We start from the raw sequence: 26,437 nt of genomic DNA, 5'->3' as shown, positions 1-26,437 counted from the left end.
TCGCCGACTGGCGGACTTTTTTTTATTTGAAAGAAGGAATGTCATGCTGAGTATAGAAAATGGGTAAACTAGGATGTAGGCAATCATGAAAGGGGCATTTATCCGATGGGAATTGTAAACCATGAAAAAACCGATCTGCATGGTATAACCGTACATACGATAGAAACAAAAAAGTATAAAACCACATCTTTTATCCTTCAGATAAAAGAAGCTATTGATGAAAAAAACGTAACAAAAAGAGCATTGCTTTCTTTTGTACTTCAAAGCGGTACAAAGGATTTTCCTTCGAGCAAAGAATTAAGAAGTGCTTTGGATGATCTTTATGGAGCAACACTTCACGCAGATCTTTCAAAGAAAGGTGAGAATCAGGTAATCAGTATCCGAATGGAAGTAGCGAATGAAAAGTTTTTGTCTAATTCAGAACCTGTTTTGGATAAAGCGTTTCATCTGCTTTCACAAGTCTTGCTGGCACCTGCTCTTGAGAATGGTGTATTTAAAGAGAATATCATCAAAAAAGAAAAGCGCAGTTTAAAACAGCAGATCGAATCGATCTACGATGATAAGATGCGCTATGCAAACAAACGATTGCTGGAAGAAATGTATGAAACAGAACCATACCGGTTAAACGTCTACGGCAATGAGAACGAAGTTGATGCTATTACTTCAAAAGAATTATTCGATTATTATCAGGAAGTTATAAGGAACGACAAACTTGATCTGTATGTGATCGGTGATATTTCTGCGAGTGAAATGGTCGAAAAGGTTAAGGAGCACTTTCGTTTTCCGGAAAACCGCAGCGGGGATAAAGTTTCAAATAATCGAACCAAAGATGAGAAGAGGATTTCTGAAGTTAAAGAGATTTTTGAAGAACAGGATGTACAGCAAGGAAAACTTCATATGGGATACCGTACGTATTCCACATACAGCGACGATGATTATTTTGCGCTTCAAGTTTTTAATGGCGTATTTGGAGGGTTTTCTCACTCTAAACTCTTTATCAATGTTCGAGAAAAAGAGAGCCTCGCTTATTATGCCGCTTCTCGTTTTGAGAGTCATAAAGGGGCGGTATTCGTAATGAGCGGAATTGAAACGGCAAATTATGAAAAAGCCGTAAAAATTATCAAAGAACAGCACGAAGAAATTAAAAATGGAAACATTACTGATTCTGAATTTGAACAGACAAAAGCGATGATCAACAACCAGGTACTTGAAACGATCGACCATCCGATCGGACTTTCAGAGGTACTGTACCACAATGTAGTTGCCGGAACGAACAGGACCATTGAAGAGTGGATAGAAGGCATTAAAAACGTAACAAAAGAGGACGTTGTGGAAGTTGCTAAAAAAGTTACTCTGGATACCATTTTCTTCTTGAAAGGAGCAGGCACAAATGGGAATTAAAACATTTGAATTTGAACAACTAGATGAAACGCTGCATTTTGAAGAACTGGAGAATGGGTTAAAAGTATACGTGCTCGAAAAGAAAGGTTTTAACAAGACATACGCTACTTTTACTACTCATTATGGATCCGTAGATAACCATTTTAAGCCGCTCGGAAAAAATGAAGAAGTTAAAGTTCCCGATGGAATCGCACACTTTTTAGAGCATAAGCTTTTCGAAAAAGAACATGGTGATGTCTTTCAGGATTTCAGCAAACAGGGAGCTTCTGCAAATGCTTTTACAACATTCAACAGAACAGCTTATTTGTTTTCAACAACAAGTGATGTAAAAAAGAATTTAACGACCCTGATTGATTTTGTGCAGGAGCCGTACTTCACTGAAAAAACAGTAGAAAAAGAAAAAGGGATAATCGGACAGGAAATTAGGATGTATGATGATAATCCAGATTGGAGAGTTTACTTCGGGCTGATCGAAAACATGTATCACCATCATCCGGTGAAGATCGATATAGCAGGCACGGAAAAATCAATAGCCGAAATCACGAAGGACACGCTTTATGAATGCTACGAAACCTTTTATCACCCGAGTAACATGATACTCTTCATAGTAGGTCCTATTAATGCATCTGAAATTCTTGATTTTGTTAGAGAGAATCAGTCACAAAAAACGTTCAAGGAAAAAGCGCACATCGAAAGATTCTTTGAGAAAGAACCTTCCTCTGTAGCTAAAGCAGAAAAAATAATTGAGATGACTGTTCAAACCCCGAAGTGTTATATAGGTTTTAAAGAAGCAGCTCCTAACCGTAATGGAAAGGAACTGATGAGACATGAGCTTTGTGTGAATCTGGCTTTAGAAATGATGCTTGGCAAAAGCTCTCCCAATTATGAGGCCCTGTACGAAGAAGGACTGATCGATCAGACGTTTTCCTTTGATTATACGGAAGAGTATGGATTCGGCTTCAGTATGCTTGGGGGTGATACTCAATCACCGGATGAATTAGTAGACCGTGTATCTGAAATGGTAGAAAAATTTAAACAAGAATCTGTTTCAGTGGATTCATTCGAAAGGGCCAGAAAAAAGAAAATCGGAGCTTTTCTTAGGTCTTTGAATTCTCCAGAGTTCATCGCAAACCAATTTACGAGGTATGCTTTTAATGAAATGGATCTTTTTGATGTTATCCCTGTTTTTGAGTCCTTAGAGGTAAATGACGTAGAAGAAGTTCTGCAAAACCACTTTAAAAAAGAAGCGATGACGGTTTGCCAAGTACGCAAAAAAAAGTCATAATGTAATCAAAAAACATCCTGTTTTCAGGATGTTTTTTAAAGTGAAGAGGGAACGTATTTTGAAAACTGCGCTCGTTACAGGTGCCACAAGTGCCATCGGCTTAAAGATTTGCCACATGCTCGCAAGACAAGGGTACTTTATATATTTGCATTACAATACAAATGAAGATCGTGCATTTAAACTTCAGGAGGAGCTTGAAAAAAGCTATAAAATAAAAAGTGTGCCAATTAAAGCTGATCTTTCTTCAGAAGAAGGAACTGAAAAATTAATAAGCCAAGTATCTTCTTCAGTGCATGTATTCATTTATAATTGCGGAGCACCTCATTATGGACTTTTGACGGATTTTACCGAAAAATCGATTCAAAGTACGATTCAGCTGAATCTCACAAGTGCTATTTCGTTAACTAAAGCCCTCGTACCAGTCATGATACAAAAAAAATCGGGCAAGATTGTCATGATCTCTTCTGTCTGGGGAGAAGTAGGAGCAGCATGCGAAACCGTCTATTCTGCAGCAAAAGGCGGATTAAATACGTTTGTTAAAGCCATTTCAAAAGAGCTTGCTCCGAGCAACATTCAAGTGAACAGCGTTTCTCCTGGAGTGATCTCTACACCTATGATGGAGCAATTTTCGGTATCTGAAAAACGTGAAATAGCCGAAGATATACCAGCCGGACGCTTTGGGGAGCCAGAAGAAGTTGCTCATGCGGTTGAGTTTTTAATAAGTGATAAGTCAAATTATGTATCGGGTCATATTCTTTCTGTAAATGGGTCATGGTTTACATAAAAATCATGTATAAAAAAGATTGAAGTTAGGGATATTAAAGCTGTATCAACCTTTAAGGAGGAGACAGCATGTCTGTATTAGACAACTTTGGCCAATGGAAAAATTTCTTGGCAGATCGCTTAAATCATGCTGAGCATGAAGGCATGAACCACGATACGATCTCAAATTTAGCGACAGAAATCGGTGGATATTTAGCTAACCACGTTGAACCTAAAAACGAGGAAGAAAAAGTTCTTGCCGATCTATGGAATGTGGCGGATGAAAACGAAAGACACGCCATCGCTAATATGATGGTCAAACTTGTGCAAAACGAAGGAAACCGCTAAGGCAGAGAGGATGTTAAGATTTTTTTCTTAACATCCTTTTATTTTGCTTTCATAATAAATTGAAATCATTTATTATTAATTACAAGAATAAATGTAGAAATTTGTTTCATTTTGAAGAATAAGGAGCTAAATGCATGGGAGAGCAGGAATGGTATTTAGAGTATGAAATACATAAAAACCGGCCGGGCCTCCTTGGGGATATATCATCCTTGTTAGGTATGCTGGGCATCAACATTATTACGATTAATGGTGTTGATAACGAGCGGCGTGGAATGCTGCTGATTATTGATAATGATGAGAAAACCAACCGGTTAAAATCAATACTGGAATCTATGGATAACATTACAGTAACAAAGTTTCGCAAACCTAAGCTGCGTGACAGACTGGCTGTCAGACATGGCCGATATATTGAACGTGATGCGGACGACAAAAAAACGTTTCGATTTATTCGGGATGAGCTTGGTATATTGGTTGACTTTTTAGCTGAATTATATAAGGTTGAAGGACATAAATTAATCGGCGTCAGAGGAATGCCACGTGTTGGGAAAACAGAAAGTATTGTAGCTTCTAGTGTTTGTGCGAATAAAAGATGGGTCTTCATATCATCTACTTTGCTGCGTCAAACTGTCAGAAATATGCTGGCGGATGATGAATATGATTCAGATCATGTATTTATCATCGACGGTGCTGTTTCTGCACGGAATATGAACGACAAGCATTGGCAGTTGATTCGTGAAATCATGAGGCTTCCTGCAGCTAAAGTTGTAGAACACCCTGATCTCTTAATACAGCATACTGAATATACGTTAGATGATTTTGATTATATTATCGAGCTGAGAAGTCATCGCGATGAAGAAATTACATATGAAGCTCTAAAAGAAGATCCAACTGGATTTGGAAATCTAGAATGACGTAAGTGGGTGGGAAGGTTGACAGAACTCGGAAAACTTTTAAAAGGAAAACGTGAAGAAAAAGGAATGTCACTTGAAGAACTTCAAACATCAACAAAGATACAAAAACGTTATTTAGCTGCGATTGAAGAAGGAAACTATGATGTGCTTCCAGGTACTTTTTATGCAAGAGCATTCATTAAGAATTACTGTGAAGCGGTAGGATTGAACTATGAAACGATTTTTGATGAATATGCACATGAGATTCCAAAGGCTGTTAAAGAATCTGCAACGGAATTTGAACCTCGGTCAAAGAGAGAACGCTCATCCGTTAACGAAGAGAATTCTTTTTTAAAGCGGTTAATACTCATTTTACTTATCGGAGGTTTAATTATCGCTTTGCTGTTCCTAGTCATGAAGCTGCTTCCTGAAGGAAATGACCAGGCTAAGAGCGGTGAAGATGTAAAATCAGTAGAAATGGATGCTGATAAGGACAAACCGGAAAAGAAAGAAGAAACTAACAAAGAAGCAGAAAAAGAAGAGACACAAAACGAAGAACCAGCAAAAAAAGAAGAGGAAGCTTCGGCACCAAAATTGACAAAGCTGCAGACATCCGGCAAAGTAACGACATATGAGATGTCAGAAGGCAATGAGCTGGTTGTTGAACTGACAGCAACTGGTCCGAGTTATGTAGGTATACAAGATGAAACAGGCAAGAGTTATTTTGACAGCCAGGTTAAAGATGGGGAAACAAAAACGTTTGATTTAACAGCGGCAAAAGAAGTAACTTTAAATATTGGTGCATCTCACGTAACATCTATTAAGATTAATGATGAACCATTTACTTATCCTGTGCCGCCTTCTGACCTCGTTCACCAGAAGATCGTTATAAAAAAGGCACAGTAATAAAGTCTATTATATTGACCGGATTTTGGAGGAATTTGCATTGAATTTACCTAACAAGATTACAGTATCTCGAATATTTTTAATACCAGTTTTTATGATCATTCTTTTGGGCGGGTTCGATTGGGGTTCTTGGAAGATGGCTGGTGAAGAACTGCCCGTTACTCATTTTGTTGCTGCGCTGATCTTCATAATTGCTTCCTGTACGGACTGGGTAGATGGCTATTATGCAAGAAAGTATCATTTAGTTACTAACTTAGGAAAGTTTTTAGATCCCCTTGCAGATAAACTGCTTGTTTCTGCAGCTTTCATTGCTTTAGTAGAGCTTGGTGCAGCACCTGCATGGATGATTATTATTATTTTAAGCCGCGAATTTGCAGTTACGGGTATTCGTGCAGTGGCTGCTGCTGAAGATGGAGAAGTTATTGCGGCAAGCCAGATGGGGAAAATTAAAACCTGGATCCAGATTATTGCCATCTCAGCTTTATTGCTGCACAATCTTCCATTTGCATGGGTAGGATTCCCGTTTGCAACGATCAGCTTATGGCTGGCAACTTTTATCACACTTTATTCCGGATGGGAGTATTTTGTAAACAGTAAACATATTTTACTAAAATCAAAGTAATGGTTAAAAACAGGAGCAAATCACTCCTGTTTTTTTATTCGGCTTTAAGCGAAAAACTGAAAAAGATAATCTGGTTTATTATATTTTGAAGTTTTTTGCATTTGAACTAAAATGAAAGAAAGATACAATGAGGAGAGTGACCGAGATTGAATGCAGAAATAATTGCTGTAGGCAGTGAACTTTTATTGGGACAAATCGTAAATTCAAACGCTCAATTCATTTCAAAAAATCTAGCTGACATTGGGGTGAACGTTTTTTATCACACAGTCGTCGGAGATAATGAAAAGCGGCTGGCTTCAGCAGTTCAAACAGCAGCTTCCAGATCTAATCTCCTTATTTTCACCGGAGGTCTCGGCCCCACAAAAGATGATCTGACAAAAGAAACGATAGCAAGAGTTTTTAACAAAGAATTAGTTCATGATGAAGATTCGCTGAAGTACATAATTCATTATTTTGCACAAACAAACAGACAGATGACTGAAAATAACAAGAAACAGGCTTTGATTATTAAGGATGCAACCGTTTTTCCGAACGAAAATGGCATGGCGCCTGGTATGGCATTCATGAACGACGGCATTGTCTGCCTACTGCTTCCGGGTCCGCCAAGCGAGATGAAGCCGATGTTTCAAAAGTATGCGATGCCATTTTTACTTACAAAAATGGACGTTCAAACAAGGTTATATACGCGTGTTTTAAAGTTTTTTGGGATAGGTGAATCGATCCTTGAAACAAAGCTTCAAGATTTGATCGATAAACAAACCAATCCAACTATCGCACCTCTTGCCTCTGAACATGAAGTGACCATACGGCTGACAGCTGCCCACAAAGATAAGGAAATAGCAATGAAACTGTTAGATGGAGCAGAATCTGAAATAGTGAAACGGACTTCTTCTTACTTTTACGGATATGCGGAAGATACGCTAGAAAAACAGGCGATGGATTCATTGCTTAAAAGTAATGCAACTGTTGCCTCAGCCGAAAGCTTAACAGGCGGTTTATTTGGCAGCATCCTGACAGACCTGCCAGGTTCGTCAGCGGTTTTTAAAGGCAGTATAATCGCATATTCGAATGAATTAAAGCAAAAATTGCTAAACGTACCGGATTCATTAATTAAAGAACATGGTGTTGTCAGTGAAGAATGTGCTGAATGGATGGCGAACCATATTAAAATTCTTGCAAAAACAGACTATGGAATCAGCTTTACTGGTGTAGCAGGACCAGATCAACAAGAAGAAAAACCCGTTGGAACGGTATTTGTCGGCATTGCCGGGCCGCTAGAAACGAAGGTTTTTTCTTTAAAGCTTGCGGGAACAAGAAAGAGTATCCGTGAAAAAACAGTCAAACACGGTTTTTATTTGTTAAACCAATTGGTCAAAGAAGGACAATAAAAAAATCGAATAAATGTTCGCAAAATGATTGGCAAAATGAGAAAAAAGAGATATGATAGAAAAGTAGTTAACACAGGAATTAATGAATTAAAAATAAATGATGATACAAATTAGAGGAGTGAATTTTGATGAGCGATAGAAAAGCGGCTTTAGATATGGCTCTGCGTCAAATTGAAAAGCAATTTGGTAAAGGTTCAATTATGAAACTAGGGGAACAAACAGATCAGAGGGTTTCGACGGTTTCCAGCGGTTCAATAGCTTTAGATATTGCACTGGGAATAGGCGGTTACCCGCGCGGGAGAATTATCGAAGTTTATGGTCCAGAATCTTCAGGTAAAACAACGGTTGCCCTTCATGCGATTGCAGAAGTTCAGAGAAACGGCGGACAAGCTGCATTTATTGATGCAGAGCACGCGCTCGATCCTGTATACGCACAAAAACTGGGTGTTAATATCGATGAATTGCTATTGTCCCAGCCTGATACTGGGGAGCAGGCACTGGAAATCGCTGAAGCACTCGTACGAAGTGGTGCAGTTGATATTTTAATCATTGACTCTGTTGCCGCGCTTGTGCCAAAAGCAGAGATTGAAGGAGAGATGGGAGATTCTCACGTAGGTCTGCAAGCTCGATTGATGTCTCAAGCTTTGCGTAAACTATCAGGAGCGATTAACAAGTCCAAAACGATCGCCGTATTTATTAACCAAATTCGTGAAAAAGTAGGGGTTATGTTCGGAAACCCTGAAACAACACCAGGAGGACGAGCACTAAAGTTCTATTCTTCAGTCCGTCTAGAGGTACGAAGAGCAGAGCAGCTTAAGCAAGGTCAGGAAGTTGTCGGAAATAAAACGAAGATTAAAGTGGTGAAGAACAAGGTTGCTCCTCCGTTTAGAACTGCTGAAGTTGATATTATGTACGGTGAAGGAATCTCATATCAAGGTGAGATTTTGGATATCGGTTCAGAGATTGATATTGTACAAAAGAGTGGTGCTTGGTATTCCTATGAAGGTGAGCGTTTAGGACAAGGCCGTGAAAACTCTAAGCAATTCTTAAAGGAAAATCCGGAGATTGCTTCGGCAATTGTTGCGGAAATCCGTAATTACTATCAGCTAGAAGGAAAAACAGCAGAGGTAGAAGCTCCTGCTTTATCAGAGGAATTCGAGCTGACAGAATAATAATTAATGAGGCCAGTCAAATGACTGGTCTTTTTATTTTAAATGAGCAAAATTTCGTCAAATACAGGCAGATAATGCTCCTTGCTATTTTTAGATCAACCTATTATTATAGAAGATTGACTCTCTTGACAAGCTATTGGCACACCTATAAAATGGAGATATATTTTGATTTCTTATGAAATTAAAAGATATGTATAGTATTTGTACGACATGAATGGTGCACAGCACATGTAACACGAATGACGCCAAGAAATGCAGTATGAAAAGCAGAAAAGCAAGAGGAGGTGGAAATATGCCCAATCTTTTAGTATTCATCTCCAGTTTGCTTGTCTCACTAGGTGTCGGTGCTATTGTCGGATATCTTGTTAGGAAATCAATTGCAGAAGCGAAGATTTCAAGCGCAGAGCGAGCAGCTGCGCAAATTGTTGAAGAAGCAAAGCGCGATGCTGACGCCAGCAAGAAAGAAGCGCTGTTAGAAGCAAAAGATGAAATCCATAAGCTGCGTACCGAAGCAGAGCGCGAAATTCGCGAACGTCGAAACGAGCTGCAAAAACAAGAACATCGATTGGTTCAAAAAGAAGAGATCCTGGACAGAAAAAGTGAAACTCTTGACAAGAAAGAGGAATCTTTAGAAAGACGTGAGGAATCTCTCACCAAAAAACAGCGACAAATTGAAGAGATTGAAAGCAAAGTGGAGGAATTGCTGGAGGAACAGCAACGAGAGCTTGAGCGCATTTCCAGTATTACCAGGGATGAAGCCCGCCAAATTATCATGACTGAAACTGAGAATGAGATGACACATGAATTGGCGATGATGGTAAAAGAAATGGAAAACCGTGCAAAAGAAGAAGCGGACAAGAAAGCGAAAGAAATTCTTTCACTGGCTATCCAACGCTGCGCAGCCGATCATGTAGCAGAAACAACTGTTTCTGTAGTAAATCTTCCTAACGATGAAATGAAAGGAAGAATTATTGGACGCGAAGGACGCAACATCAGAACACTAGAAACGTTAACGGGTATTGATTTAATTATCGATGATACTCCGGAAGCTGTCATTTTGTCTGGTTTTGATCCTATTCGCCGTGAGATTGCGCGAATGGCATTGGATAAACTTGTACAGGATGGAAGAATCCACCCTGCGCGAATTGAAGAAATGGTAGAAAAATCACGCAGAGAAGTGGACGAGTACATTCGCGAAGTTGGGGAACAAACTACTTTTGAAGTAGGTGTTCACGGACTTCACCCAGATTTAATTAAAATTCTTGGCCGTTTGAAGTACCGTACAAGCTACGGTCAAAACGTACTGAAACATTCAACAGAAGTTGCATACTTAGCTGGATTGATGGCAGCTGAAGTAGGAGAAGATGTACATCTTGCTAGACGCGCTGGATTGCTTCATGATATTGGTAAAGCAATTGATCATGAAGTCGAAGGCAGCCACGTTGATATCGGGGTGGAACTTGCTACTAAGTACAAGGAACATCCAGTAGTTATCAACAGTATCGCGTCTCATCATGGTGACACAGAACCTACATCGATTATTGCTACTTTAGTTGCAGCTGCAGATGCCTTATCAGCAGCAAGACCAGGAGCACGGCGTGAAACGCTGGAAACGTATATTCGCAGACTTGAAAAACTGGAAGAGATTTCAGAATCATTTGATGGCGTAGAAAAATCTTTCGCTATACAAGCAGGACGTGAAATACGAATCATGGTTAAGCCGGATCTGATTGATGATGTAGCTTCATACAGACTTGCCCGTGATATAACGAAAAAGATCGAGAGCGAGCTGGATTATCCAGGTCACATCAAAGTAACGGTCATTCGTGAGACGAGAGCAGTAGAATACGCAAAATAATAGAACTGGCTCAATAGGTACTTATGACCTAATCTGAGCCGGTTTTTTTGTACGTACGATCCAATTTACTGAACGAATTTTCCGAAAAGTCTAACTTTTAGAGAGGTTTGAATTATCTTTGTTTAGGGAAACAGATAACCGGGGTTTTATTCAGAAGGTCAATTCCGCAGGAAAAATATTATAACGAGTTCTCTGTAATTTTATTACTGCAGGAATACAAGCCTTGATCAATGAATATAGTAGAACAGGTATCTATCCTGAAGGAGGTTCAAAACAATGGAAATATTAAAAGTTTCAGCAAAATCCAACCCCAATTCTGTAGCTGGTGCACTTGCCGGTGTTCTCCGGGAAAGAGGAGGCGCTGAAATACAAGCAATCGGAGCGGGTGCATTAAATCAAGCAGTAAAAGCAGTAGCGATTGCAAGAGGATTTGTGGCACCGAGCGGAGTAGACCTCATTTGTATACCAGCATTTACAGATATCTTGATCGACGGGGAAGAAAGAACTGCCATTAAATTAATAGTGGAACCGAGATAATGGAAAAAACCTGTTTACTTTTAAGTAAGCAGGTTTTTTGTGTTTCTTTATTTATTTTGTGCAGCCTGCAGTGAAGGAAAACAGGCGGTATTACAAGAAATGATAATAAAGGATTTGTATCACAGATTTTAGTAGGAATAATAATCCTTACATGATTTGCCTGTTTTTGAAATAGTTTGAATAATTTTAGCCGAATACTTGCATTTTTATTAAGTTAAGTCTAGAATTGTAGACGTTTAGTACATAATTTATTTAACGTATAAAAACGTTGAAATCACCATGAAAGCAATACACAATACTAAAGTAATTTCTCAAAATTAACGTTTGGGTTACTGAAAGGGTGGAGTACATGATTGATCAACTTTCCTGGAAAGTTGGCGGACAGCAAGGTGAAGGTATCGATAGTACAGGAGAAATTTTTGCGATGGCACTTAACCGCCTTGGCTATTATCTCTATAGCTATCGACACTTTTCTTCTAGAATTAAAGGCGGTCATACCAACAATAAAATTCGTGTAAGCACGAGTGAAACCCGTTCTATTTCTGATGATCTTGATATTTTAATAGCATTCGACCAAGAGACCATTGATGTGAATGTACATGAACTGCGCGATGGCGGGGTTGTTATTGGAGATTCTAAATTCAATCCTACAGTGCCAGAAGATTTGAATGTTAGATTGTATGCGGTTCCATTTACTGAGATTGCGAGTGAACTAGGAACTTCACTAATGAAAAACATGGTAGCGATCGGCGCAACGAGTGCCGTTTTAGGTTTGCCTGTCGAAAGCTATTTAGAAGTAGTTGAGGAGATTTTCTCCCGCAAAGGTGCAAAAGTAGTTGAAAAGAACATGGAGGCTATTCAAAAAGGTGCTGATCATTTCAATGAATTATCAGGCGGCCAGATTGACGGTTTCCAATTAAATAAAGCAGATGGCAAAAAGAGAATGTTCATGATCGGAAACGATGCGATCGCACTTGGTTTTGTGGCGGGCGGCGTTCGTTTCATGGCTGCGTATCCTATTACTCCAGCCTCTGAGATCATGGAATATTTAATTAAAAAACTGCCTGAATTCGGTGGTACCGTAATTCAGACGGAAGATGAGATCGCAGCTTGTACAATGGCAATCGGTGCAAATTACGCTGGTGTAAGAACGATTACTTCTTCAGCAGGTCCTGGGCTTTCCTTGATGATGGAAGCACTTGGTCTATCCGGTATGACAGAGGTTCCATTAGTTGTGGTTGATACACAGCGCGGCGGGCCGTCTACAGGTCTTCCGACTAAACAAGAACAATCCGACTTAATGGCTATGATTTATGGAACTCATGGTGAAATTCCAAAGGTTGTTATGGCGCCGAGTACAGTGGAAGAAGCGTTTTATGATGCAGTTGAAGCATTGAATATTGCAGAAGAATACCAATGTCCTGTTATCTTATTAACAGACCTTCAGCTTTCACTTGGAAAACAATCTGTTGAGCCTCTGGATTTCAACCGTGTAGAAATCCGCCGAGGAAAGTTGGACCCTAGCCAGGAGCTCCCAGAAACTGATGATAAAGATGGATATTTTAAACGATATGAAGTAACTGAAGATGGTATCTCTCCTCGTGTAATTCCCGGAATGAAAAATGGTATTCACCATGTTACGGGTGTTGAGCATGATGAAACGGGGAAACCTTCTGAGGTTGCAGCTAACCGTCAAAAACAGATGGACAAGCGTCTTCGCAAACTAAATAGACTGCGCTTCAATGTACCTGTAGTAAAGCAGATAAAGCATGAACAGGCTGATATTCTTTTAGTTGGGTTTAACTCTACTAGAGGGGTTATAGAAGAAGCAATGCCGCGCCTGGAAGCAGAAGGGTTCAAGGTGAATCACGCACATATCAGATTGATTCATCCATTCCCGGCAGACGAGATGAAACCGTTAATCGATTCAGCCAAAACGGTGATTGTCGTTGAAAATAATGCTACAGGCCAACTAGCTAACATTTTAAAAATGAATGTTGGACAGCATGAAAAAATTAAGAATTTGCTAAAATATGATGGGAATCCTTTCTTGCCATCTGAAGTTGTCATGAAATGCAAGGAGCTGGTTTAATATGGCTACATTCAAAGATTTTCGTAACAGTATCAAACCTAACTGGTGTCCGGGTTGTGGAGATTTCTCAGTACAGGCAGCCATTCAAAGAGCAGCAGCAAATGTCGGTTTAGAACCAGATAATCTTGCCGTTGTATCGGGAATCGGCTGTTCTGGACGGATCTCAGGTTATATTAAGTCTTATGGTTTTCATGGTATTCATGGGCGTTCATTGCCGATTGCACAGGGTGTTAAGATGGCAAACCGAGACCTTACAGTAATTGCATCAGGTGGTGACGGTGACGGTTTTGCGATTGGAATGGGACACACTGTTCATGCGATCAGACGAAACATCGATATCACATACATTGTTATGGATAACCAGATTTATGGACTTACTAAAGGACAGACGTCTCCGCGTTCTGATGTTGGTTTCAAAACAAAAAGTACACCAGAAGGATCTGTTGAATCCGCTATCGGGATCATGGAGCTGGCTTTAACAGCAGGTGCAACATTTGTAGCACAAAGCTTTTCAACTGATTTGAAAGAGCTGACTTCTATTATTGAAGCGGGTATTAATCACAAAGGATTTTCTTTGATTAATGTGTTCTCTCCTTGTGTAACCTACAATAAAGTTAATACTTATGACTGGTTTAAAGAACATTTAGTACCATTAAGTTCAATTGAAAACTATGATTCTTCAAACCGCATGATGGCCATGCAAACATTGATGGAGAATAAAGGGCTTGTCAAAGGAATCATCTATCAGGATAAAGTGAAGCCTTCCTATCAGGATCTTGCCCACGGATACAGCAAAGAAGCTCTTGCTAAAATGGACTTGAACCTTTCAGAGGAAAAATTCAATCAGCTTATGACAGAATTTATGTAAAACAATGCCTTCTCCTATTTTTTGGAGGAGGCATTTTACTTCTTATTAAAAAATTTTTAAAATTTTTTTTGGTATCCCCGAATGTCCATCTGACGTGAACACTGCTCTTTACCTCATTATTTATTAAATGTACAATTGTGATGGATATGATATTTGATGTTTAGTGAGGAGTGTTCAGTTTGGAAGGAAAAATGAAAGCAATTGTTAAGCATCATGCAGGTTACGGTGCTAGATTAGAGACAGTCGATATACCTCAGATTAATGAGAATGAAGTATTGATCAAAGTTAAAGCTACTTCAATCTGCGGGACAGATGTCCATATTTATACGTGGGATGAATGGTCGCAGAGCAGAGTAAAGACTCCTTATGTATTTGGTCATGAGTTTTCAGGAATCGTAGAAAAAGTGGGAAGTTCTGTAACAAACGTTAACGTTGGTGATCATGTATCTGCAGAAACACATATAGTTTGTCATTCTTGTCCGCAATGTTTAAAAGGACAGTTTCATATTTGTAAAAATACAAAAATCATCGGTGTCGATACACATGGCTGTTTTGCAGAATATGTTGCAATGCCAGCTGAAAACATTTGGAAAAACGATTCCAATATGCCTTTTGAACATGGCTCCATTCAAGAACCGATGGGCAATGCTGTTCATACTGTTCTTGCTGGTGATGTAGCAGGGAAAACCGTTGCAGTCATCGGCTGCGGACCTATCGGCATTATGGCTGTAAACGTTGCTAAAGCTGCAGGAGCCAGCCAGGTCATCGCATTAGATCTTAATGAATACCGTCTGGATTTAGCGAAAAAAATTGGAGCTACTTCTGTGATCAACCCTAAGAATGAAGATCCAGTTGAAAGAGTGATGGAGCTTACAGACGGAAATGGTGTGGACGTGGTTTGTGAAATGAGCGGTCATCCAGTTGCGATCGACCAAGGGTTCAAAATGATCACTAACGGCGGACGTGTATCCATCTTAAGTCTGCCTGTTAAGCCTGTTGAAATTGACCTGACTAATGATGTTGTATTCAAAGGTGTAACAGTACAAGGTATCACAGGAAGAAAAATGTATGAAACGTGGCAGCAAGTATCCGGACTTTTACAATCCGGAAGCATGCACCCAGAAACAATTATCACCCATACGCTTCCAATGGAACAGTTTGAGGAAGGCTTTGACTTAATGATAAAAGGCAATTGTGGAAAAGTAGTTCTTATTCCTTAGAAAGGGGTTTGATAGTGATGAAAGGTTTTGAATACTTACAAGAAGAATTAGACCACATGAAAAAAGAGGGAACGTTTAGAAAGCTTGTCCCTCTAGAATCCGAACAGGGATCTAAAGTTGTGATTAACGGCAAGGAAGTTATTCAGCTTTCTTCAAACAATTATTTAGGGCTTACGAGTCATCCGAAAATGAAAGAGGCTGCTTTAGAAGCGGTTGAAAAATACGGTGTAGGGACAGGATCAGTGCGTACTATAGCTGGGACTCTTTCCATGCATGAAGAATTTGAAAAAAAACTTGCTGAATTCAAACACACGGAAGCATGTCTTGTTTTCCAATCTGGTTTTTCTACAAATCAGGGAATTCTATCTGCGATTTTGACAGAACAGGATGTTGTTATTTCTGATGAATTAAATCACGCTTCCATTATTGACGGAATTCGTTTAACAAAAGCAAAAAGAAGAATCTACAAGCATGTCGATTTAGAAGATTTAGAAGCAGCTTTAAAAGAAACACAAGAATATAGAAAAAGAATCGTAGTAACAGATGGTGTATTCTCGATGGACGGTAATATTGCACCTCTGCCGGGGATCGTAGAACTTGCAGAAAAGTATGATGCACTAGTTATGGTTGACGACGCTCATGCAAGCGGCGTGCTGGGATCAAACGGACGCGGAACAATCGATCACTTTAACTTGAATGGTCGCGTACACATTCAAGTAGGTACATTAAGTAAAGCAATTGGTGTTCTTGGAGGCTATATTGCAAGTACACAAACATTAAGAGATTATTTGATTCATAAGGGACGTCCCTTCTTATTTAGTACCTCTCATCCGCCTGCGGTTATTGCAGCAAGTTCAGCTGCTATCGATGTGCTCGAGGAAGAGCCGGAACATATGGAAAGACTGTGGGAAAACACAAAATTCTTTAAAGCTGGACTGAAGGATTTAGGATTTGATACTGGAGTAAGTGAAACTCCGATCACTCCAGTACTTGTTGGTGATGATGCTTTAGCACATAAGCTTTCCGATACGCTTTTAAAATATGGTGTATTCGCACAAGGTATTGCATTCCCGACCGTAGCAAAAGGAAAAGCACGTGTACGTACAATCGTAACTGCACAGCATACAAGAGAAGAATTACAGGCTGCTTTAGATGCGTTTGAAAAAGCAGGAAAAGAACTGGAAATTATTTAACGATTTAAAAAGAAGGAGTAATCCTTCTTTTTTGTTTGGCAAAATCATTCAATTTACCATAATAACATTATGTAAACTAGAAGGATTTCACGTTTTATTACAGCCATTTATTTGATATAATGTTACAGTTAGGTACAAATAAGCAATCTCATGAAATAAATAAACGTTAAAATGCAGTAAAAGGCAGTAAGGAGTGAAAGGGTCTTGGATACTACTAAAGACAACAAAACGGTCAATAATGATAAAAAAAGAGACTACTCACAATATTTCCAAACAACATATGCTCCACCTTCTTTGAAAGATGCGAAAAAACGCGGGAAAGAGCAGACTCAGATTTTAAAGGATTTCACTATTCCAGAAAACCTAAAAAATATTGGTGCCGGAAAAAAATTCTATATCCGTACTTACGGCTGCCAAATGAACGAACATGACACGGAGGTCATGGCTGGAATCTTGAATGAAATGGGATATGAAGTAACGAACTCAACTGAGGATGCGGATGTTATCCTGTTAAATACATGTGCGATTCGTGAAAATGCTGAAAATAAGGTATTTGGTGAACTGGGTCACTTAAAACATACAAAAGCAAATAATCCAAACTTGCTTTTAGGTGTTTGCGGCTGCATGTCACAGGAAGAATCTGTTGTAAACCGGATTTTATCGACTTATCCGCAAGTAGACATGATCTTTGGTACTCACAATATACACCGGTTGCCGCAGATCATTGAAAATGCTCTGTTTTCTAAAGAGATGGTTGTGGAAGTTTGGTCAAAAGAAGGAGATATCGTTGAAAATCTTCCCAGAAAGCGTAAAGGTAATGTAAAAGGCTGGGTTAACATTATGTACGGCTGTGATAAGTTCTGTACGTATTGTATCGTTCCATACACTCGCGGTAAGGAACGAAGCAGGCATCCTCAAGATATTATCGATGAAGTCAGACAGCTGGCAAGAGAAGGCTACAAGGAAGTTACATTGTTAGGGCAGAATGTAAATGCTTACGGCAAAGATTTCGAAGATTTGGATTATGGACTTGGAGATCTTATGGACGAGATCCGAAAGATTGATATCCCAAGACTCCGTTTTACGACCAGCCATCCGCGTGATTTTGATGACCGCTTGATCGAAGTGCTCGCGAAAGGCGGAAATATAGTGGATCACATTCATCTTCCTGTTCAACACGGTAATAGCGACATCTTAAAATTGATGGCTCGTAAATATACTCGAGAACATTATATGGAACTTGTAAACAAAATTAAAGCAGCAATACCAAATGCTGCTTTGACGACAGACATTATTGTTGGATTCCCGAATGAGACTGATGAACAGTTCGAGGATACGATTTCGCTTGTTAAAGAAGTGGAGTACGATGCAGCTTATACGTTTATCTATTCACCACGTGAGGGTACACCAGCAGCGAAGATGAAGGATAACGTCCCAATGGAAGTTAAACGTGAGCGTCTTCAGCGCTTGAACAATGTATTAAACGATATTTCACTCCGAAAAAATCAGGCTTACGTAGGTAAGGTTGTAGAAGTGCTCGTTGAGGGAGAAAGCAAAAAAAATCCTGACGTGTTAACTGGTCATACGGGTTCAAATAAAGTAGTAAACTTTAAAGCTCCTAAACACCTGATCGGTGAAATTGTTAAAGTTATGATCACAGATGCCAAAACTTGGAATCTTGGCGGAGAATTAGTAGCAGAAAAATCAGAGGTGGTAAGCTAATGACAACTTATACAAAAGAAGAAATATTAGGTAAAGCGAAAGAACTGGCAAAAATGATCGCAACAACAGAAGAAGTTGAGTTCTTTAAAAAAGCAGAAGCCCAAATCAATACGAATGCGAACGTCGCAAAATTGATGGGACAGATCAAAAATCTTCAAAAGCAAGCTGTAAACCTTCAGCATTATCAAAAGCATGAAGCGTCTAGAGAAGTTGAAGAAAAGATTGACGATTTAATGGCTGAATTAGACAGCATCCCAGTTGTGCAGGAATTTAAACAGTCTCAAAGTGACGTGAATGATATCCTGCAAATGGTTTCTCATACCATTTCAAACAAAGTGACAGATGAAATTATTGAATCCACTGGAGGAGATCTTCTTAAAGGAACAACTGGTTCCCAGGAAGGCTGTACACCTGGAGGCTGCGGCTGCCACTAATATTAATTTTTACAAACGATGCCTGATTCTGGCATCGTTTTTTTAGTCTTCAAACAGCAATTATGATCCTTCGAAATAATTTATGCTCGTATCTCATTTTTATTGGCTATTCGATAAATGCACCGTCATAATGGCATGAAGTTAACTTTATAGAACCACTATAAATTTCACGTACCGTACATAATAAATATTTCTTGAACATTGGACAACAAACGCCCATATACATAAACTAATTGTTTCGATTTAGGATTAGTAAGCACAATAGGCATTCGCCCTGCATAAAATGTATGGAGACCGGATATAGGAGGGATTCATGTATGTCCAGAAGTGTTGAACAGGAACTGACTTACAGAGAGATCATTACAAAAGCGGTGTGCGGGAAAGGAAGAAAGTTTTCTCAGGCAACCCATACGATCACACCGGCACATCGTCCCAGCAGTATATTAGGATGCTGGATTATCAACCATGCCTATAAACCAAAAAAAATTGACGAATGTGTTGAAGTTGAAGGAAGCTATGATATTAATGTTTGGTATTCGTATAACGATAACACAAGAACGGAAGTGGTAACTGAAACCATTCACTTTAAAGATAAAGTGGATTTAAGTGTACGGGATAAACATGCACTTGGAAATCAGTATGAAGTAACATGTCGTGCTCTGCAGGAGCCTAATACGTTAGAAGCTACTATTTCACCTAATGGCAATAAAGTTATTGTTCAAGTAGAACGAGAGTTTGTATGTGAAATTATAGGTGAGACTAAGGTATGCGTCTATGTAAACCCTGACGGATTCGATGATGAGAATATGAGAGATTGGGAATTCGATGTAGAAGATGAAAATTTTGAAGATCTTGATCCGAATTTTCTAGTCGGTGATTTAGAAGAATAATTACCTGAACGGGAGATTGTTTCCCGTTTTTTTCATGCCTATAAAAACGAAATGAAATGGTGAGTTATGATATAATAGCAACATCGAAATGTTATGAAGATAGGTGAAAAAATGTCGCAGTATACTCCAATGATACAACAATATTTATCAATCAAGGCAGCTCATCAAGATGCCTTTTTATTTTTTCGTTTAGGCGATTTTTATGAAATGTTTTTTGAAGACGCTGTTCAGGCAGCCCAAATTTTAGAGATTACATTAACGAGCAGAGATGGAGGAAGCAAGGATCGCATCCCAATGTGCGGTGTACCCTATCATTCTTCTTCCGGGTATATTAAGACGCTCGTAGAAAACGGGCATAAAGTAGCGATATGTGAACAAGTAGAAGACCCTAAGCAGTCAGTTGGTGTCGTGAAGCGTGAGGTTATTCAGATTATTACGCCAGGTACCGTTATCGATGATCATCTGCTGCAAGACCGGGAAAATAATTATCTAGTTTCTATTGAAACTGAAGAAGATCTATATGCTTACGTACTATGTGACCTGTCTACAGGGGAATTAAAAGGTTATACATACAGCGGAAGTCAGCTGTCATTCATTCAGTTGCTGTTAAGCCACGGTGTTAAGGAGATCGTAGGTGATGAAAATTTACATAACGATTGGAACGAAAAGATCTCATTGAATGGGCAGGCATCGGTATCTATCCAGACAGAGAATTCGATAGATGATAAGTTTCAGCATCTGGTAAGAGATGTTTCTCTGCCCTCATTGCTTAAAGCATCAGGAAGGCTGTTTCACTATTTAAGCTATACGCAGAAACGTTCCTTTCAGCATCTTAAACCAGTTGAATTCCAGCAGAACGATCAAAGAATGAAGCTTGATGCTTTTTCGAAACGAAATCTGGAATTAACAGAATCCATTCGTGCCAAGGGAAAGAAAGGCTCATTATTATGGCTGTTAGATGCAACAATGACAGCCATGGGCGCCAGAAAACTAAAGCAGTGGGTAGAGGAACCGTTGTTTGTAAAGAAAACCATCGAAAAACGGTTACAATTAGTCGAGAATCTAATCGGAGAGTTTTTTATACGGGAAGAAATGAAAGAACAGCTGAAATCAGTGTATGATATGGAACGGCTGATCGCTAAGATCTCTTATGGGAATGCAAGTCCGAGAGATTTAGTCCAGTTGAAAAAATCACTATTAAGCGTTCCAGTTCTTAAAGAAAAGATTAAACAGATACCTGGTGATTATGCTGCTGAACTTGATGAAAAGATGCAGGATCATAAAGAACTGGCTCAGTATCTGGATTCTGCTATACATGATGAAGCTCCTGTTCAGATAAAAGAAGGCGGAATCATTAAAAAAGGGTACAATGCTAAGCTGGATGAATATAAGGATGCAAGCATGAACGGGAAAGCATGGATTGCAGCCCTTGAGCAGCAGGAGAAAGTGAATACCGGAATTAAATCACTAAAAATCGGCTTCAATAAAATATTTGGCTATTATATTGAGGTTACTAAATCAAATCTTTCAATGGTTCCTGCTGAAAGATATGAACGCAAGCAGACTCTTGCCAATGCGGAGAGATATGTTACTCCTGAACTAAAAGAGAAAGAACGGATTATTCTAGAAGCAGAAGAAAAAATAACAGGGCTGGAACATACTTTATTCCTGGAAGTAAGAGAATATGTGAAGCAATACATCCCTGGGCTTCAGCAATTGGCAGGTGCCATTTCTGAGCTGGATGTCATGCAATCTTTCGCTGCGGTCAGTGAGCAATACCGTTATGTCAGACCAATAGTTTCAGAGGATGGGAATGTAGAGATCGTCGGCGGACGCCATCCTGTTGTTGAAAAAGTAATGGATGCTCAGGAATATGTTCCAAATGATATTTTATTAAATAATGATAGAAACATGCTGTTGATCACCGGACCAAATATGGCAGGTAAGAGTACCTATATGCGCCAGCTTGCTTTAACGGCTATCATGATGCAGATCGGATGTTTCGTGCCTGCTGAAAAAGCAGAACTCCCCTTGTTTGATCAGATTTTCACCCGTATTGGGGCAGCGGATGATTTAGTAGGCGGACAAAGTACTTTTATGGTAGAGATGCTCGAAACAAACTTTGCGCTTACTAGTGCGACTGAAAACAGCTTAATTCTTCTTGATGAAATCGGACGAGGAACTTCTACTTATGACGGCATGGCGCTCGCTCAATCTATTATTGAATTTATTCACGAAAGAATTCAGGCGAAAACCTTATTTTCGACCCATTATCATGAACTGACAGTTTTAGAAAAATCACTTCCATCATTGAAAAATGTTTTTGTAAGTGCAGTTGAAGAAAATGGAAGTCTTGTATTTTTGCATAAGGTAATTGATGGACAAGCAGACAAAAGCTTTGGTATTCAAGTAGCAGAGCTTGCTGATCTTCCGCAAGATGTCATCGAAAGAGCCAAAACGATTCTGCAAACATACGAAAAACAGGAAAAGAACGAATCACTTCCGAGTCAAGAAGTATCAGCGGCTAAAGAAGAAGATATAATGGAAAGCCAGCTTAGCTTATTTGCCGACCATAACGCGACTTCAAGAAAAAGAGACTCGAAGGATATGGATGTTATAAAAGAATTGAAAGCTATGAATGTGCTGGAAATGACTCCTCTTGATGCGATGAATGTTTTATATAAGCTTCAAACAAAACTGAAATAAAAGGAGGCGGAAATATGGGCAAAATCGTACAGCTAGATGAACATTTATCCAATAAGATTGCAGCTGGAGAAGTCGTGGAACGCCCTGCCTCAGTTGTGAAAGAACTTGTTGAAAACTCGATCGATGCGAATGCAAAGAGAATTGAGATCGAAGTGGAAGAAGGAGGATTGTCGCTGATTCGTGTGCTGGATAACGGTGACGGCATTGAAGCAGATGATTGTGTTCTCGCTTTTAATCGGCATGCGACAAGTAAGATCAAGAGCGAACAGGACCTTATCCAAATCCGGACGATGGGTTTTCGTGGAGAAGCATTGCCGAGTATTTCTTCCGTTTCTCAGGTTGAATTGAAATCTTCTACAGGAAATGGACCAGGAACGTACTTGTATATTGAGAATGGTAAAGTTACTAAACAGCAGCAAACAAACAGCAGAAAAGGTACGGATCTTACAGTAAGAAATCTATTTTATAATACACCTGCCCGTCTGAAACACGTTAAAACGATTCAGACTGAATTAGGTACCATTACCGATCTTGTTAACAGGCTTGCTTTAGCTAATCCGGACGTATCCTTCCGATTAAAGCATAACGGAAAAGAATTGCTTCATACTTCAGGTAATGGAAACCTGCTGCAGATTATTGCAGCAGTTTATGGCATCCAGACTGCGAAGAATATGATTCCGGTTTCTTGCACTTCGCTGGATTATGAAGTGACAGGATATATCGCCAAACCGGAGATGAACAGGGCCTCCAGACAATATATTTCCCTTTTTATGAACGGAAGATATATAAAGAACTTTGCTCTTTCAAAAGCCATACAAAATGCATATCATACTTTTTTGCCGATTGGGCGTTTTCCGATCGCTATCCTATCTGTTAAGATGGATCCAACCATCATCGATGTAAATGTACATCCCTCAAAACATGAAGCAAGATTAAGCAAAGAAACAGAACTCGTTCAGTTAGTTGAAAACGAACTCAGAAAAGTCATTAAAGCTCAGCAGCTCATCCCTGAAGTAAACTTTGAGAAGAAAGAGCAGAAGCATAAAGAAACAGATCTACAATCTTCTTTTTCATTTGAATACCGACAGAATAGTGAAGAAAGCAAGCCGGAGGATTCCGCAGATTTCTTGAATCAGAAAATAATGCATCCTGTAGAAACACCGATAAAGTTCCAGGAAGCAGAAAAAATCAACGAAGTGGTTGATACGCTTTTAGAAACCAAACATATTCCGGAAACTAATGAAAAGGTAACTCCATTATCTGAGAATCCTGAAATTAGCAATGAAAAAATACCAGTCTTATATCCGATTGGACAGATGCACGGAACCTACATCCTTGCCCAAAATGAAAAGGGCCTGTACCTAATTGATCAGCATGCTGCTCAAGAGAGAATTAAGTATGAATATTTTCGAAAAAAAGTAGGACAAGTAGAACGGGAACTGCAGCTTTTAACTGTTCCTTATACATTTGAGTACACTGCACATGAATCTGCATTTATCGAGGATCACCTTGAGTTTTTAAGGCAGGTCGGACTGTTTCTTGAACCGTTTGGACAAAATACGTTTATTGTAAGAGAGCATCCCCAGTGGTTTCCAAAGGGATATGAAAAAGAAACGATCATGGATATTATCCAGCAGGTCTTGGATCATAGAAGGATTGATATAAAAAAATTAAGAGAAGAAGCTGCCATCATGATGTCGTGTAAAGGATCTATTAAAGCGAACCATCACCTTAGAAACGATGAGATATTTGCTTTGCTTGAGTCTTTGCGTAAATCCGAAGATCCATATACATGCCCTCATGGCAGGCCGATCACGATTCATCTATCAACATATGAACTCGAAAAGATGTTTAAACGAGTGATGTAGGAGTTAAACATGAAGGATAAATTAGTCGTCATTGTTGGTCCAACAGCTGTTGGGAAGACAAAAACAAGCATTGAACTAGCTAAAGCGATCGATGGAGAAATTATCAGCGGGGATTCCATGCAGATATACCGCGGATTAGATATCGGTACAGCTAAAATAACGGAGGATGAAAAAGAAGGCATCCCGCATTATCTGATTGATATTAAAGAACCATACGAACCATTTTCCGTCGCTGAGTTTCAAGAAAAGGCACAGAAAATTATCAGTGATATTAATAATAGAGGGAAAATACCAATCATTGTTGGGGGAACAGGACTATATATTCGTTCCGTTACACATGATTATGAATTTTCAGAAGTGCACAAAAACAGTGAGATCCGGGAAAAGCTGCAAATTAGAGCGGATAAAGAAGGACCAGAAGCTTTACATGAGGAGTTAAGGTCTATCGATCCTGTCCGGGCAGAAGAAATACATCCTAATAATGTTCAAAGGGTAATCAGAGCTCTTGAAATATATTTTGAAACGGGTAAAATTCCTTCAGAGGAACAAAGTAACTTACAGGGCAAAGAAGAGTCACCATATAAACTTGCGTTAGTTGGTTTAACCATGAACCGCGAAACGTTATATGAACGTATTAATAAACGTGTAGATCTTATGATTGAGACGGGTATCCTCGAGGAAGCAAAGTGGTTATTATCTCAAGATATAAGCAATAGCCTAGCTGCAAAAGCGATAGGGTATAAGGAGCTTTTCCCATACCTGAAAGGTGAAATTTCATTAGAAGAAGCAGTATCCCTTTTAAAACGAAATTCAAGAAGATATGCCAAAAGGCAATTCACCTGGTTTAAAAATCAGATGGATGTTGAGTGGTTTTCGATGGATAAAGAGCCTTTTTCAAAAAAATTTAAAGAAATTCATCAGTTTGTGGAAGGGAAATTAGAAATTTCCGAGAATGTATAAAGGTAATGCCCAAAGAGGAGGATCTGTTCACATGAAGCAATCAATCAATTTACAGGATCATTACTTAAACCAATTACGTCGCGAAAATATTTATGCGACCGTATATTTGCTGAATGGCTTTCAGCTGAAAGGTTTAGTAAAGGGGTTTGACAACTTTACGGTTGTACTTGAGGCAGAAGGGAAACAGCACCTCATATATAAGCATGCTATTTCAACATTCACCCCGCATCGAAATGTCGATTTATCTTCTGCAAATATGAATGAATAAAAAATACTCCCTAAGAACCTGTTAAAGGTTTTAGGGAGTTTTTATTTGTGTCAGGTAGTTTTCATATCTTTGCAGAGTAAGTTGAGATTTTAACCCAAACCTTTCCTGAGCCTTTTCACCAGTTTTGCCTGATGCTAGATAGTTTAAGATAGCGGTTCTTCGAAGGTGATGGGAACTGATACCTTTTCTAATGCCAGACCTTCTGATCTCCTGTCTAAGCATCTTTTGAACCGCAATGACAGTTAAAGGTTTTGGTTCATAATTTCCATAATCAAACCGGAAAGTCCCTCTTTGATAATCAAATGCGATAAAAAAACGATCAGAGGAGTTATTTCTTGGTCTTATGGCGTCTGGGATGTCTTCCATATATGCATAAAGCAAGTGCCGCGTAAAATCGTCCAGAGGAAGGCGGCGCATTTCTGTTTTATTCAAAATTGATAACTGCTGCTGTGTAAAATGAACATGTTTCATTTCAATATTCGTCAATTCCTGCAATGATAAGCCATAATAATATATCAGTGACAAAATAGCTTCATTTCTTCTTATAAGCAAATGTCTGTGTTTTTGCTGTTTTTCAGTTAGTCCTTCATAAGAAGACAAGGTTTTAAATAACAGTTCAAATTCGCATTTCGTAATAAAATCTTCCTCATTAAATTGGGTATCTTCTTTTAAGTTCTTTTCAAGTTCTGAAAAGGGATTAACCTGAAGTTGTCTTTGAGAATGAAGGTAATGAAACAGACTTTTTATAACGGTAAATACTCTTTTGCTTGTCGAGGTACTATATTCACGCTGATCGGAAAGAAATTGGAAATAATCGTTTAAAACACTAGGATTCAAAGATTTAATATCATCAATATCATCACTTTTTTTAACGACACGAACCCAAGCTAAAAAATCAAGCAGATCATAGTAATACCTTTTAATTGTACTTTCTGTTCTGCCTTTCTTTTGTAAATGGGAGATAAACGATTCGGCATATCCGGGTAAGTGTGGATATTCTTCCATAATTGCCTCCTATAACCTCTTTTTCCCATTATAACAAAGCGG

General features: G+C 39.0%; 23 protein-coding genes. 22 read left to right on the top strand and 1 reads right to left on the bottom strand.

Annotated elements, in window-relative coordinates; all coding sequences use genetic code 11:
* Positions 1-111 precede the first annotated feature (111 nt).
* The 22 genes from yfmF to hfq all read left to right on the top strand — a co-directional run bounded on the left by yfmF (position 112) and on the right by hfq (position 25,390).
* Positions 112-1,401, top strand: a complete 1,290-nt coding sequence (gene yfmF, locus M3196_RS10585) for an EF-P 5-aminopentanol modification-associated protein YfmF (protein ID WP_251322565.1) — start codon at positions 112-114, stop codon at positions 1,399-1,401.
* Positions 1,397-2,686 (top strand): EF-P 5-aminopentanol modification-associated protein YfmH, encoded by a 1,290-nt coding sequence (gene yfmH / locus M3196_RS10580; RefSeq protein WP_251322564.1) that lies wholly within the window; start codon positions 1,397-1,399, stop codon positions 2,684-2,686. Before yfmF ends, yfmH begins: the two co-directional genes overlap by 5 nt.
* Positions 2,687-2,726: 40 nt before the next feature.
* A complete protein-coding gene (gene ymfI / locus M3196_RS10575; protein WP_251322251.1) occupies positions 2,727-3,470 on the top strand; it encodes an elongation factor P 5-aminopentanone reductase in 744 nt (247 codons plus the stop codon).
* A gap of 68 nt (positions 3,471-3,538) precedes the next feature.
* A complete protein-coding gene (locus M3196_RS10570; protein WP_251322250.1) occupies positions 3,539-3,796 on the top strand; it encodes a DUF3243 domain-containing protein in 258 nt (85 codons plus the stop codon).
* Positions 3,797-3,930: 134 nt separating this feature from the next.
* Positions 3,931-4,707 carry a YmfK family protein gene (locus tag M3196_RS10565; protein ID WP_251322248.1) on the top strand — a complete coding sequence of 259 codons (777 nt, stop codon included), beginning with the start codon at positions 3,931-3,933 and terminating at the stop codon, positions 4,705-4,707.
* Positions 4,708-4,725: 18 nt separating this feature from the next.
* A complete protein-coding gene (locus M3196_RS10560) occupies positions 4,726-5,592 on the top strand; it encodes a helix-turn-helix domain-containing protein (RefSeq protein ID WP_251322247.1) in 867 nt (288 codons plus the stop codon).
* A 40-nt stretch (positions 5,593-5,632) separates the two neighbouring features.
* Positions 5,633-6,214 carry a CDP-diacylglycerol--glycerol-3-phosphate 3-phosphatidyltransferase gene (pgsA, locus tag M3196_RS10555; protein ID WP_251322246.1) on the top strand — a complete coding sequence of 194 codons (582 nt, stop codon included), beginning with the start codon at positions 5,633-5,635 and terminating at the stop codon, positions 6,212-6,214.
* 146 nt (positions 6,215-6,360) lie between these two features.
* Complete coding sequence (locus M3196_RS10550) at positions 6,361-7,602, top strand: competence/damage-inducible protein A (RefSeq protein WP_251322245.1); 1,242 nt, start codon at positions 6,361-6,363, stop codon at positions 7,600-7,602.
* A gap of 128 nt (positions 7,603-7,730) precedes the next feature.
* A complete protein-coding gene (gene recA, locus M3196_RS10545) occupies positions 7,731-8,774 on the top strand; it encodes a recombinase RecA (RefSeq protein WP_251322244.1) in 1,044 nt (347 codons plus the stop codon).
* Between the two features lie 292 nt (positions 8,775-9,066).
* A complete protein-coding gene (gene rny, locus M3196_RS10540) occupies positions 9,067-10,632 on the top strand; it encodes a ribonuclease Y (RefSeq protein WP_251322243.1) in 1,566 nt (521 codons plus the stop codon).
* A 276-nt stretch (positions 10,633-10,908) separates the two neighbouring features.
* A complete protein-coding gene (gene spoVS / locus M3196_RS10535; protein ID WP_010193268.1) occupies positions 10,909-11,169 on the top strand; it encodes a stage V sporulation protein SpoVS in 261 nt (86 codons plus the stop codon).
* A gap of 349 nt (positions 11,170-11,518) precedes the next feature.
* Positions 11,519-13,261 (top strand): 2-oxoacid:acceptor oxidoreductase subunit alpha, encoded by a 1,743-nt coding sequence (locus M3196_RS10530; RefSeq protein WP_251322242.1) that lies wholly within the window; start codon positions 11,519-11,521, stop codon positions 13,259-13,261.
* Between the two features lies 1 nt (position 13,262).
* Positions 13,263-14,129, top strand: a complete 867-nt coding sequence (locus M3196_RS10525; protein ID WP_066289611.1) for a 2-oxoacid:ferredoxin oxidoreductase subunit beta — start codon at positions 13,263-13,265, stop codon at positions 14,127-14,129.
* Between the two features lie 179 nt (positions 14,130-14,308).
* Positions 14,309-15,349 (top strand): L-threonine 3-dehydrogenase, encoded by a 1,041-nt coding sequence (gene tdh, locus M3196_RS10520; RefSeq protein ID WP_251322241.1) that lies wholly within the window; start codon positions 14,309-14,311, stop codon positions 15,347-15,349.
* 17 nt (positions 15,350-15,366) lie between these two features.
* Positions 15,367-16,542, top strand: coding sequence for a glycine C-acetyltransferase (locus M3196_RS10515; protein WP_251322240.1), 1,176 nt, complete (start codon positions 15,367-15,369; stop codon positions 16,540-16,542).
* A 204-nt stretch (positions 16,543-16,746) separates the two neighbouring features.
* Entirely contained in the window at positions 16,747-18,264 is a 1,518-nt protein-coding gene (miaB, locus tag M3196_RS10510) for a tRNA (N6-isopentenyl adenosine(37)-C2)-methylthiotransferase MiaB (RefSeq protein WP_251322239.1), read from the top strand.
* Entirely contained in the window at positions 18,264-18,698 is a 435-nt protein-coding gene (locus M3196_RS10505; RefSeq protein ID WP_251322238.1) for a RicAFT regulatory complex protein RicA family protein, read from the top strand. The genes miaB and M3196_RS10505 overlap by 1 nt, the downstream gene beginning before the upstream one ends.
* Before the next feature lie 317 nt (positions 18,699-19,015).
* Entirely contained in the window at positions 19,016-19,588 is a 573-nt protein-coding gene (locus tag M3196_RS10500) for an outer spore coat protein CotE (RefSeq protein WP_251322237.1), read from the top strand.
* 111 nt (positions 19,589-19,699) lie between these two features.
* Positions 19,700-22,294 carry a DNA mismatch repair protein MutS gene (mutS, locus tag M3196_RS10495; RefSeq protein ID WP_251322236.1) on the top strand — a complete coding sequence of 865 codons (2,595 nt, stop codon included), beginning with the start codon at positions 19,700-19,702 and terminating at the stop codon, positions 22,292-22,294.
* Between the two features lie 14 nt (positions 22,295-22,308).
* A complete protein-coding gene (gene mutL / locus M3196_RS10490; RefSeq protein ID WP_251322235.1) occupies positions 22,309-24,162 on the top strand; it encodes a DNA mismatch repair endonuclease MutL in 1,854 nt (617 codons plus the stop codon).
* A gap of 9 nt (positions 24,163-24,171) precedes the next feature.
* Positions 24,172-25,122 (top strand): tRNA (adenosine(37)-N6)-dimethylallyltransferase MiaA, encoded by a 951-nt coding sequence (gene miaA / locus M3196_RS10485; protein WP_251322233.1) that lies wholly within the window; start codon positions 24,172-24,174, stop codon positions 25,120-25,122.
* 31 nt (positions 25,123-25,153) lie between these two features.
* Positions 25,154-25,390, top strand: a complete 237-nt coding sequence (hfq, locus tag M3196_RS10480) for an RNA chaperone Hfq (RefSeq protein WP_251322232.1) — start codon at positions 25,154-25,156, stop codon at positions 25,388-25,390.
* 30 nt (positions 25,391-25,420) lie between these two features.
* Here hfq and M3196_RS10475 read toward each other — a convergent pair whose 3' ends face one another.
* The gene (locus tag M3196_RS10475) at positions 25,421-26,395 is read right to left on the bottom strand and encodes a tyrosine-type recombinase/integrase (RefSeq protein WP_251322231.1); all 975 of its coding nucleotides are present in this window, start codon (positions 26,393-26,395) and stop codon (positions 25,421-25,423) included.
* Positions 26,396-26,437: the final 42 nt, after the last annotated feature.

It is taken from the genome of Fictibacillus nanhaiensis, from assembly GCF_023715445.1.
In the GTDB taxonomy this organism is placed as follows: Bacteria; Bacillota; Bacilli; order Bacillales; family Fictibacillaceae; genus Fictibacillus; species Fictibacillus nanhaiensis_D.
Note: the sequence above shows the minus strand (reverse complement) of the source record. Positions and strands in the feature narration are given on the sequence as shown.